We start from the raw sequence: 11,425 nt of genomic DNA on the forward strand, positions 1-11,425 counted from the left end.
CCATGGACGCCAAGGAAAGAAGGGATCCGATCTGGCAGGCTGGCTCTACCTACCGTTGACGGTGCTGCTGGCGTACAGCGTCGTGACCGACCTTGCCGTGCGCAAGATCTACGATCATGCGACGATTCCCGCGATGCTGTACTTCGCGGCGCTTCACACGCTGCATCCAGCAGGAGCAGGCATGCTGCCCGCGCTTGGCGGAGCGGCGGGACTGCTCGCGGCGGGACTGCTCGTCGCATTCATCTCCCGGGGCCTGTTCGGAGGAGGCGACATCAAGCTGCTGGCGGCGGTCGGCGCCGCGCTCGGCCTCGCGGGCGGCTTGGCCGCGATGGCGGCCGGATTTCTGGCCGCAGGGCTGCTGGCCTGGCCGCTGCTGCTTCTGCGCAGGCTCATGCCCCGTCGCGTCAGCGCGTCAGAGCTGCCCATGGCTCCATTCTTCGCCGCCGGAACCGCCGCCGTGCTGCTGCTGGCAAGGACGGGCTGATCTTGCCGGGTGTGGGATTCGCTGGTTCCGCCTCGGGCATCCCCGATTCCCGCGTCCGCTTCATGAGTTCGCGCGACTCCGCTCCATGATGTACCGAAGCATTCCTACATAATCCATAATCAAGAGGTGTCCAGACGATGTTCGAATCCAAGCGGCGCGCGCTGCTGCTGTTGCTTCTCTCGCTTGCCTTCGGGGCGGCGGCCGTCATTCTCTTCTCCAGCTACATGCAGGAAACGAAAGACAGTCTCGGCGAGCTGGTCACCGTGCAGGTGGCCGGCAGCGACATTCCGGCCGGCAGGGTGATCGACGAGACCTTGCTCGAGGAGCAGGAGCTGCCTCGGAAATACATGCTCGACAGCCTGATCGAATCGCCCGCCGATCTGATCGGCCGCGTGTCGATGGTGCCGATCGTCAAAGGCGCCGTCATCACGCAGGCGATGCTGCGCGACAACAGCCTCGTCTCCGGCGACTTCCGCCAAGTGCTCCTGAGGGCTCCGCTCGCCGTGTTCGACGATCAGATCGACGCCTACGACCAGGTCGACCTGCTCATCTCCTACGAGCAGGCCGGAGAGGAAGGCCAGCAGGCCGGAGCCGACCGGCGCACGACGCAGGTGCTGCTCAAGGGCGTCACCGTCAGCAGCGTGCACAAGACCGGCGACGAGATCACTGCGGTCGGCGTCATGGTGAAGCTCGCGGATGCCAAGGGCGTCATATGGGCGCTCAACTACGGCAAGGAGGTGCGGCTGCTCAAGACGGGCAGCGCCAAGGCCGCGGAGGAAAAAGGCCCGGCTCCGGGCTCGGCCATGCCTAGCGCATCCCCGTCGGCGTCGCCGTCCGCATCGCCGGCTAAGAGTGCCGGCGCCGCATCGAGCTCCGGCACAGCCGGAGCCGCCGGCAGCGCTCCAAGCACCGGCGATCCGTCTGGCTCCGCCAAGCCGCCTGCCGCCCCGAGCGCCGCCGCCAAGCCAAGTCCGTCCGCGAAGCCGCCGGCGGCCTCAGGCGCCGCCGTCAAGCCAAGTCCGTCCGCGAAGCCGTCTCCGACCGCTTCGCCGGCGAAGGGAGGACCATGACATGAGCGACAACGCCAAGCTCGCCCTCATCACCGATGACAGCCGGCTCATGCAGCAGCTGCAGCAGAACGCGACGTTCCTCAACTTTACGATCGGCGAACAGATCGCCAAGCCGCGCGAGGCCTACATGGAGCTGAGCCCGACGGAGCCGCGCGTCATCCTGCTGGCCGAGCCGCTGGAGGCGGCCGACCTGACGGCGGTCGTGCAGCAACTCAAGAAGGTCAATGAATCGGCCCCGATCATCTATCTAAGCCGCAGCGGCGACTTCGCCCGGATCCGCGAGCTGTACCGCGCCGGCATCGCCGACGTGCTGCGCGTGCCGGAAGAGCTCGACCAGCTGGAGGCGTCCGTGCAAAAGGCGCAGCGCCTGGTCCGCTCGTACCGGGGCGGAACGGCGGGGCGCGCGAGCCGTGCCGCCGGCGGCCGCATCTTCGCGCTGTACAGCGCCTCCGGAGGCTCCGGCACGACGACCGCGGCGCTCCATCTGGCCCAGATGCTGGCGATGAAGCCCGGCGCGCGCGTGCTCCTCGTCGACCTCAACATGCAGTACGGCGGCTTGCAGCACTACCTGGACATCCAGGCCGAGCGCGATCTCGGCGATCTGAAGTCGGTGCTGCAGGAACTGACCTACAGCCAGCTGAACAACGTCCTCTACAGGCTGGACCCGTCGGGCGTGCAGGTGCTGCTCTCGCCGGCGCATCCGCAGGAGGCGGAGACGTTCGGCGGCACGGACATGGAGCTGCTGTTCGGCGCGTGCCGCCAGCATTTCGACTATATCGTGCTCGACCTGCCCAAGCCGCTCGACGAGGTGTCGATCGCCGCGCTGAACAACGCCGACCGCGTGCTGTACCTGCTCGCCGTCGACCGTCCGTCGATCGTGCGCATGAAGCATGCGCTGGACATCATCGACCGCTATCATCTGACCGATCCCGAGCAGCTGTCCATCCTCGTCAACCGCCACAGCAAGAAGGCCGACGTGACGCTGGACGACCTGGCCAAGATGGTGTCCGTTCCGGTCATCGGCGTCATCCCGGAGGACGTCAAGCGCGGCCTGCAGACGCGGATGAACATCGGCAAGCCGCTGCATGTCGAGCCCGGCATGAAGATCAAGCGGATGCGCGGCCCTCTCAAGGAATACGCCGAGCTGGCGAAGCGGCTGCTTCAGGAAGAAGGAGGCGAGGTCCATGTCGATCTTCCAGCGGCTCAGCAGCAGCTTGGACGACAGGTCAGCGTCTGAGAAGCCGCAGGACTTTCTGGACGGGCTGTTCAACCACTACAAGGAGCGGCTGCTCAAGGAGACGAATCTCGACCAGCTGATCAAGCTCCCGACCTACCAGAAGCGCAAGACGATCGAGAAGCTGATTACCGAGATGATGGAGCAGGAGAAGGTCATCATCACGCAGATGGACAAGACGCGGCTGCTCGACATGATCCTCGACGATTCCGTCGGCTACGGGCCGCTCGAGCCGCTGCTGCAGGACGACGAGATCACGGAGATCATGGTCAACAGCCCGAGCGAGATCTATATCGAGAAAAAGGGCCGGATCAGCCAGGCGAGCGTCCAGTTCAAGAACCATGACCATATCCGGCACATCATCGACCGCATCGTCGCCCCGATCGGGCGGCGGGTGGACGAGAGCTCGCCGCTCGTCGACGGGCGCCTGGAGGACGGCAGCCGCGTCAACGCCGCCATCCCGCCGATCGCCCTGCACGGCCCCGTGCTGACGATCCGCAAGTTCAAGAAGGACCCGTACGGCATGAAGGATCTGCTCGGGTTCGGCTCGCTGTCGGACAAGATGTCGCAGTTCCTCGAGGCGGCAGTCGCCGGCAAGATGAACCTGCTCATCTCGGGCGGCACGGGCAGCGGCAAGACGACGCTGCTGAACATCATCTCCGCGGCGATCCCGGTCGGAGAGCGCGTCATCACGATCGAGGACATGGCCGAGCTTCGGCTCGGCCGCAAGAACTGCGTCTCGCTCGAGGCTCGTCCCGCCAACATGGAGGGCACGGGCGAGATCACGATCCGCCATCTCGTCAAGAACGCGCTGCGGATGCGGCCCGACCGCATCATCGTCGGCGAGGTGCGCGGCGGCGAGGCGCTCGACATGCTGCAGGCGATGAACACGGGCCACGAAGGCTCGCTGACGACGATCCACGCCAACTCGCCCAAGGACGCGATGAGCCGGCTCGAGGCGATGATCCTCATGTCCAACCCGTCGATGACCGCGGATGTCGTCCGCCCGTTCATCAGCGCGGCGATCCAGCTCGTCGTGCAGACGCTGCGCCTGCCGGACGGCACACGCAAGGTCGTCTCGATCGCGGAGGCGGCGGACGAGGACGGGCAGCTGAAGCTCAAGGAGCTGTTCCGCTACCGGCGGACCGGGACGGACAAGAACGGGCTCGGCATCGGGCATTTCGAGACGACAGGCTATGTGCCGGAGTGCCACGGCAAGATCGCCGCGCTCGGCTACGACCTCGGCCTGGACTTCTACCTGCCGGACCGCGAGGGGGAGATGAGCCATGCCGGAGCATAGCCTGTTCCTGCTGACCGTATTCGCCGCCGCCGCGCTCGGCCTGTACGGCATGATCGAGCTCGTGCAGGCGAGGCGGGGCATGAACGCGCTCAGCCGCAAGCTGACGCCGCTGCATACCGAGGAGGCGCGCGCGAGCCGCAGCGCCGTCCGGCGTCTGTCGCTGCGACTTGACGCCTCCGACTACGGGCGTGGCTGGGCGGATCGCCTGCAGGCGGCGCATATCAAGCTGTCGCCGCTGCAGTGGCTGTCGCTCCTGACGGCGGCGTGGCTCGTCATCAGCTACCTGATCGCGAGCCTGCTCAGCCTCGGCTTTCCGTACAACCTGCTGATCGCCTATCTGGCAGTCAATCTCGGCTCCAAGCAGCTCGTCAAGAGCCGCCGGCAGAAGTTCGGCGAGCAGATCAACCGGCAGCTGCCGGAAATCTGCCGCATGCTCTCGAGCTGCGTGCGAGCAGGCATGAGCATCCAGCAGGGAATCGACATGGTCGCGCGCGAGATCAAGCCTCCCGCCGGCTTCCTGTTCCAGACGATGTCCCGGGAGCTGCAGATGGGCACCGGCGTCGGCGACGTGCTGGAGCGGGTGCATGAGCGGTTCACGAGCAAGGACATCCGGCTCATGACGCAGACGATCCTCGTGCAGCGTCAGGCGGGCGGCAACCTCGGCGCGGCGCTCGACCATCTCGCGCGCACGCTCGAGGAGCGCGAGCGGGTGAACCGCGAGATCAGCAACCAGACGGCGGAATCCCGCTACATCGCGGTGACGCTGGCGCTCATGCCGGTCTTTCTCGTATTCGTGTTCAATATGGTGTTCAAGGGCTTCATCACCCCCATCTTCACGCTGCCCGGCCTGATCCTGCTGGCGGCGGTCGTCGTGCTGATGGCGATCGGCTTCGTGCTGATTCAAAAAGTATCCCGGATAAAGGCGTGATGCAGATGGAATGGCCGGTCAGGCTTCTCTATGCGGCCCTCGGGCTGTGGGCGCTGTCGATGGCGCTGTTCGGCTGGTTCTGGATCAAGCGGATCTCGCTGATGCAGCGGCTTGGACTCATCGAAAAGGAAAAGAGGAAGAAGGATCGGCTGCCCGCCCGGCTTGCCGCCCTCGTCTTCCGCTGGTCCGAGGGGCTGACGCCGCTCGGGCGCAGGTTCAAGCTGTTCGCCAGCGACGAGCTGCTGGAGCGGCGGCTGGCGCTGGCCGGGCACCCGCACGGACTGACGCTGGACACGTTCTACGGCTTCCGCTTCCTCTGCCTGTTCGCGGGCCTGCTCGTCGGCACGATGCTGTCGATGATCGGCTTCAGCTCCATCTTCGTCCTGCTGCTGTTCGCGCTCGGCCTCGCCTGGCCCTCGATCTGGCTGCGGTCGGCCGCTTCGGCGCGGCAGGAGCAGATCGGCGTCGACCTGCCGGACTTCATGGACGCGATGAGCGTGACGCTGCAGGCGGGCGTGCCGCTCGATCCGGCGATGAAGCAGATCGTGCGCACGATGGAAGGACCGCTGCGCGAGGAGCTGAGCCGCTTCCAGCAGGAGCTCGACATCGGCGTGCCGAGGGAGCAGGCCTATCTGCGGCTGATGAACCGCAACCAGTCCAAGCCGCTCGAGATGCTCATCCTGTCGCTCATCCAGGGCAGCCGGCTCGGCGTGCCGATCTCCAGCACGTTCAAGACGCTCGCCGAGGACATGCGCGACGTGCGCATCTCGGCTGTCAAGGAGCGGGCCGCCAAGGCCGGGCCGAAGGTGACGCTGATTACGACATTCGTCATCCTGCCGGGCGTCATCCTGTTCATCGTCGGCATGCTGGTGCTCAACTTCATCTACAACCCGGAAGGCGTCGGCATCAGCTGGGACGGGCTCGACGGCTTCTGAATTCCGCTCGAGGAAGCGTCAGCTTGAGTGAACCGAACTGCGCCGGCATTCCATTCGATCTGCGAAAGGAGGTGACCCCTATGATGCGAAGCATTGGAATCCAGGTCTATGCCAACGTCCAGCGTGCCCGCTCTTTCCTGAGCAACCAGAAAGGCGCGCAGGCCATCGAGTACATCGGCATCGCGGCCGTGGCCGTCGTATTGATCATCGCGTTAATTTCCATGTTTGGAGATGGTGGGATTGCTACGAAGCTCAAGGAGAAGATTGAAGACTTCATCGACAAGATCAAGATCTAAGGGCGGCTCGGGCGGACGAAAAGCGTTCCGCCCGCTTTTCCGTCCGCTGCGGGACGAGCGCGGCGCGCAAGCCATCGAGTTCGTCGGCATCATCCCTCTATTCCTGCTCATGGTGCTCGTCGTCGTGCAGTTCGCGCTCGTCGGCATCACGGCCGTCGTGGCCAAGCAAGCCGCGATGGAAGGCGCGCGCGCCGCGATGGTCGCGGACGGCGCCGGTCCGTACTATGAAGAGGCGGTCCGCAATACGGCGGGCAGCTACAGCATCCGCGAAATCTCCCGCTCCGAGAGCGGTGAATACGTGACCGTGCGTGTCGTGCTGGAGTCGCCGATGGTGACCGGCTCGCTGTTCGGCTCCGGCTGGGCGGTGCCCATAAGTACGCAGGTCACCGTCATGAAGGAAAAAGCGAACGAATAGGTTCATGGAGGTGAGACGCATTCGAATCCGCAGCTGGACGCGCGCGTTGATCCTGCTGACGCTGCTGCTCGGCGGCGCGGCGCATGCCGCAGCGCCTGTCATGGCGGAAGCGGACAGCGGCATCGGCACCGGCCTGGACTCGTATGAAATTCCGGACAAAGGCGGGGAGAAGCCGCCATCCTCGATCGAGGTCGCCGTGCCGGACGGCTCGACCGGATCGCCGGACTACAGCTCCGGCGACACCGCTAGTCCAGGACCGCCCGATCCGGGACGTACCGGGGATGGCGATGTCGATCCGGGAGATACGAACCCCGGCGGGACGAATCCAGGAGGAGCGAATCCCGGGGACACGAATCCCGGAGGAGCGAATCCCGGAGGAGCGAATCCCGGAGGAGCGAATCCAGGAGGAGCGAATCCCGGAGGAGCGAATCCAGGTGGAGCGAATCCCGGGGGTACGAATCCAGATGGAACGAACCCAGATGGAACGAACCCAGATGGCACGAATCCGGATGGAACGAACCCGGACGGAACGGATCCGGGCGGCAGCAACCCCGGCGGCACGAACCCGGGCGGCACCGACCCGCCCGGATCGACAGGTCCGGGCGGGCCGCAGGATCCCGGCTCCGTCGACCCGGACGGTACGGATGACGGCGACACGAATCCCGGCGACACCGATCCTGGAGGGACCGATCCTGGAGGGACCGATCCCGGCAAGACCGATCCCGGGAGCACCGATCCCGGCGGCACGGACGCAGGCGGCGGCAAGCCGTGGTACCAGAGTTTATGGGACAATACCGTGCAGTTCGCCAAAGGCGCAGGCGGCGGCCTGCTCGGCGCGGCGATCGTCGTCGGCGTCGTCGTCGGCGTGGCGGCGATCATCGGCATCACGTTCGCGGCGCCGGTCATCATCGCCGCGCTCGTCGTCGGGGCGATCGCGGGCGGCATCTACGCGCTCGTGGCCGGAGACAGCTTCAGCTTCATCAAGTCGATCGGCATCGGCGGGATGGCGGCAGGCTTCGTCCTGACGCTCGGCCATGCCGGCGTCTTCGGCGCGGTGCGCGGCGGCATCCAGCTCATCCGCTCGGCCGGCCTCAAGTCCGCGCTGCGGACGGCTGGCTCCAGGATCGCAAGCTTCTCCAGATCGGCTCTGAGCAATCTCAAGAGCGGCTTCCTGAATCTGGTGAAGCATCCCGTGGCGGCGGTGAAGAGCACGCTGACGTCCAAGACGTTCCAGTTCAGCGCGGCTGTCAACATGGTGATGAATATGGGCATTAAGATGACGTTCGAGGGGAAGCTGCCGACCGTAGGAGAGGTCGGCATCATGGCAGTCGAAAGCTTCGCGGGCGCGCTCATCTTCGACCGAGTAGGCGATGCCCTTGGCGCGGCGGCGCGTAGTCCGCTCGGAAAAAGGGTAGCAGCGACCGTTTCCCAGACGTTCGAGAACGTCATGGTCGCGCTGGCGAAGCCGAAGGAGAAGCTGGATCCTGAGACAGCGGCGGCATCCGGCTTTTTCAAAGGCTTCGTGCTGCAGAGCCTTTTCGGCGGCCGCCTCAACCGGCTGCGTACCGAGCAGAACATCGGCACCGCATTTTCCGATCTAGGCGGGCGCACCGTCGACACGGTCGTGCCGAATCGCAGCCGGACGATCACCAATGTCGAGCTGAACCGCATCTGGAACGATACGGCGAACACCAACAACATCAATCGCTGGGATCATAGCGGCAATCAGGTGACCCAGCGTCAGCTCGACCAGCTGCAGGGCAATCAGGACGCGCTCGACCGGCTCCAGAGCCGCGAGTCCTCGTTGCAGGAGGCGGTCGAAGTCGGCAGCGACGAGGCCATCAAGCAAGGCAGTTCGCAACTGAACAAAAATTGAACTGGAAAGGAATCTTTCCATGATCGATAGAATGAAGCGCATGGACGAGAAGAAGTTGACCAAGGCGATGCTAGCAGCCAATATTTTTTTCATCGCGGGCTGCTTTCTAATCGCTTATCTAGGCGGCAACCATGATTACATTGATTTTGGGACGGGAGTCTGGCTGTTTCTACTGTTCTTCCTGCCGGCGTTTGCCGTCATGATCCTCATGTACATCCGCGGCGACGCGCAGACGCGCCGGGCATACCTTATCCGGATCGTGCTGGCCGTCGTCGTGTTCGGGGGCCTCAACCTGTACCGCTACTATATGAACTGATATCGACCACCCGGCTGCTTGAAGCCGGAAGAAAGGCTGTGAAACGATGAAGCCATCTCTCCCCGGAAAGGCCGCGGCCCTGCTGCTGCTTACCGGCCTGGCCGCCGCAGCCTGCTCCGACCAGGGCGGCGATCCGCCATCTCCAGCGCCGTCCGCGACCGCGTCTCCGGCGGCCACGGACGGTCCGGCCGGCACGCCGGAGCCGTCGGCTTCCATAGCCCCGGCATCCGTCGCCGTCACGGACATCGGCGGCCACAAGTTCCGCGAGCAGATCGTCAAGCTGCTCGAGACCGGGCTCGCGACGCCCTCCTCAGGAGGCTTGTTCGAGCCGTCCGCACCTGTCACGAAGGGCGATTTCCTGCGCTGGATGACCGCTTATGACGACAAGGGCATCGCCGATGCGGATCCGTCCACGCCGACGTTCCCGGATGTCGGTCCTGACAGCCCGGATTACGGATGGGTCGAAGGCCTCGCAGCCGCAGGTCGGCTCGGCGCCGAGCCGGGCAAGCCTTTGAACCTGGAGGGGCCGCTGCAGCGCGGCGAGCTGGCGCGGCTCTGGGCCTGGTACCAGGATCGGACGGCCGTCAAGTCGGCCGAACGCGACCGGCTTTACGCCGAGGTGCTGATCGGCAGCCGCGACGACCGCAAGGAGATTCCGGAGCCCTACATCCGCGCCGTCGCGCACTATGCCTCCCTGGATGACGGAAAGCCTTACCTTCGGACGTTCGGCGATACGTCCCGACTGGCTGCGGAAGCGCTCGTCAGCCGCTCGCAGGCGGCCTACTGGATCGTCGAGAACGCGGGCGAGGAGTCGGACGGAGACGACTTCGCGCCCCCTCCACGGAAGGTGCAGGTCGAGGTGCAAGGGGGGGACGAGAACGAGCCGGCTGCGGGCGCTCCTTCCGATATCGCCGGCCACAAGCGCGAAGCCGCCGTCGCCAAGCTGGCGGGCCAGGTCGCCGGCGTCCTGGACGAGTCGGGAGCTTTCCGCCCGGACGAGGCGATCCTGCGCGCCGAGTTCATCCGCTGGATGGCGGCTTATGACGACAAAGGCGTCATCCCGTTCCGCGCGCCGGAGCCGACCTACTCCGACGTCAAGCCGGAGGACGAAGGCTACGAGCTGGTGGAGGGCCTGACGCAGGCCGGCATCATCTCGGGCTTCCCCGACGGCACGATGCGGCTGTCGGAGCCGCTCACGCGCGAGCAGCTGACCGTGCTGTGGGGCTGGTACCAGCGATACGGCCTTGTCGTCAAGCCGCTGGCGACCGAGGTGTCCGAGGTCAATCTGCGGAAGTTCGAGGATCGGGACAAGGTCGGAAAGATCTTCCTCGGCGGAGTGCAAGCCTACGTGAGCTCGAACTGGGACGTCCCGCCTTACCTGGATACGTTCGGAGCGGACAAGAAGCTGGAGCCGCAGAAGCCGGTCACCCGTGCCGAGGCCGCCTACTGGATCACGCAGAATGCCGAAGTCGAGGCAGAGGACTGAAGTGGCCGCGCTCGATGGATGGCGGCGCGGTCGGCTAGGACGGCTGCTGCGCGACGAGAGGGGCGGCATGTCGCTGCTCGGCATCGGCATGATGGCGATGTTCATCCTGCTCGCGATTTACCTGTTCTATTTCTACACCGTCTTCATCGAAAAACGGCAGGCGCAGAACGTCGCGGACGCGGCGGCGTTGGCGGCCGTGGAGACGATCCGTCAGCTGTACGAGGAGGCGCTGAAGGAGGAAGCGGGCGATCAGGCGCGCAAGCTGCATGAAGGCGAGATCGAGGCGCGGAGAACGCCCGAGCCGACGCCGACTCCCGAGCCGACGCCGAGCGCGCCGGCGGGAGGACTGCCGGGCTCGACCGCCACGCCGACGCCGACTCCAACGCCGAGCGCTCCGCCTTCCGAACGGAGCGAATTCGCCGACGGGCGGCTCTATGACGAAATCGTCGAGGACGAGCGGTTCCGCGATGACGGATGGCTGTCGGACAACTGGATGCGCATCGTCCGGGAGCGTTACTTCGCCGCCTCCTTCACCGCCTCGCGCAACGGCGACCTGCTCTACGACACCGTCAAGCGGCAGTCGGGCCGCATCAGCGCGGCCGCTCGCGAGACGGCGCGGCTCAACGAAGGCTTGCCGAACGGCGGACTCGAGTTCCCGTACGAACGCAAGCCGAAGTTCCGGCTGGATTCGGGGCGCACGCTCAGCCTGGAAACGATCGGCGTCCGCAGCGACCTGACCGCTCGCGCCGCAGCCGCGCTCGGCTCCAAGGAGATTCCGATCGACGTCAGCAGCAAGGTGCCGATGATGATTTACTGGTAGGCGGCGGTAGGCTAGGCCCGCTCTGCGGAGCGGCGCCGTCGATGCAGGCAAGCACCCTGGAAGCGCTCAGCCGCCTCCAGGGTGCTTTTTTCATCCGGGGAAGGCGTTGGAGATCCAAGGCCATGTGAAATAATGGGAATCGACCTGAAATCCGATGCCTAGGAACGCCTGTCCCATCCTGCTACGCTGAAGGGGAGAGGGGCTGATTGCGGCAGAAATTGAAAGCGTTTCCTAAAACGGCTCGATCTCCATCCTATTCCCGCAA

The 11,425-nt window shown here is 65.3% G+C and carries 12 protein-coding genes; all 12 read left to right on the forward strand.

Going from position 1 to position 11,425, the window contains the following annotated elements:
* The first annotated feature begins 61 nt into the window (after positions 1-61).
* Positions 62-484: a prepilin peptidase gene (locus tag HGI30_RS03780; RefSeq protein WP_235680402.1), complete on the forward strand. Its 423-nt coding sequence runs from the start codon at positions 62-64 to the stop codon at positions 482-484.
* A gap of 137 nt (positions 485-621) precedes the next feature.
* The gene (locus HGI30_RS03785; protein WP_168906426.1) at positions 622-1,554 is read left to right on the forward strand and encodes an SAF domain-containing protein; all 933 of its coding nucleotides are present in this window, start codon (positions 622-624) and stop codon (positions 1,552-1,554) included.
* Position 1,555: 1 nt separating this feature from the next.
* Positions 1,556-2,791 (forward strand): CpaE/TadZ family protein, encoded by a 1,236-nt coding sequence (locus tag HGI30_RS03790; RefSeq protein WP_168906427.1) that lies wholly within the window; start codon positions 1,556-1,558, stop codon positions 2,789-2,791.
* Positions 2,739-4,088, forward strand: coding sequence for a TadA family conjugal transfer-associated ATPase (locus HGI30_RS03795; protein WP_168906428.1), 1,350 nt, complete (start codon positions 2,739-2,741; stop codon positions 4,086-4,088). The genes HGI30_RS03790 and HGI30_RS03795 overlap by 53 nt, the downstream gene beginning before the upstream one ends.
* On the forward strand, positions 4,075-5,016 hold the full coding sequence (locus tag HGI30_RS03800; protein ID WP_168906429.1) for a type II secretion system F family protein: 942 nt from the start codon (positions 4,075-4,077) through the stop codon (positions 5,014-5,016). The genes HGI30_RS03795 and HGI30_RS03800 overlap by 14 nt, the downstream gene beginning before the upstream one ends.
* On the forward strand, positions 5,016-5,951 hold the full coding sequence (locus HGI30_RS03805; RefSeq protein WP_168906430.1) for a type II secretion system F family protein: 936 nt from the start codon (positions 5,016-5,018) through the stop codon (positions 5,949-5,951). Before HGI30_RS03800 ends, HGI30_RS03805 begins: the two co-directional genes overlap by 1 nt.
* 23 nt (positions 5,952-5,974) lie before the next feature.
* Positions 5,975-6,247, forward strand: coding sequence for a Flp family type IVb pilin (locus HGI30_RS03810; protein ID WP_168906431.1), 273 nt, complete (start codon positions 5,975-5,977; stop codon positions 6,245-6,247).
* Complete coding sequence (locus HGI30_RS03815) at positions 6,216-6,662, forward strand: TadE/TadG family type IV pilus assembly protein (protein ID WP_168906432.1); 447 nt, start codon at positions 6,216-6,218, stop codon at positions 6,660-6,662. The genes HGI30_RS03810 and HGI30_RS03815 overlap by 32 nt, the downstream gene beginning before the upstream one ends.
* 10 nt (positions 6,663-6,672) lie before the next feature.
* Positions 6,673-8,538: a SurA N-terminal domain-containing protein gene (locus tag HGI30_RS03820; RefSeq protein ID WP_168906433.1), complete on the forward strand. Its 1,866-nt coding sequence runs from the start codon at positions 6,673-6,675 to the stop codon at positions 8,536-8,538.
* A gap of 19 nt (positions 8,539-8,557) precedes the next feature.
* The gene (locus HGI30_RS03825) at positions 8,558-8,854 is read left to right on the forward strand and encodes a hypothetical protein (RefSeq protein WP_168906434.1); all 297 of its coding nucleotides are present in this window, start codon (positions 8,558-8,560) and stop codon (positions 8,852-8,854) included.
* A 46-nt stretch (positions 8,855-8,900) separates the two neighbouring features.
* On the forward strand, positions 8,901-10,340 hold the full coding sequence (locus tag HGI30_RS03830) for an S-layer homology domain-containing protein (RefSeq protein WP_168906435.1): 1,440 nt from the start codon (positions 8,901-8,903) through the stop codon (positions 10,338-10,340).
* 1 nt (position 10,341) lies between these two features.
* Positions 10,342-11,160, forward strand: a complete 819-nt coding sequence (locus HGI30_RS03835) for a pilus assembly protein TadG-related protein (RefSeq protein WP_168906436.1) — start codon at positions 10,342-10,344, stop codon at positions 11,158-11,160.
* Positions 11,161-11,425: the final 265 nt, after the last annotated feature.

It is taken from the genome of Paenibacillus albicereus, assembly GCF_012676905.1.
In the GTDB taxonomy this organism is placed as follows: Bacteria; Bacillota; Bacilli; order Paenibacillales; family Paenibacillaceae; genus Paenibacillus_O; species Paenibacillus_O albicereus.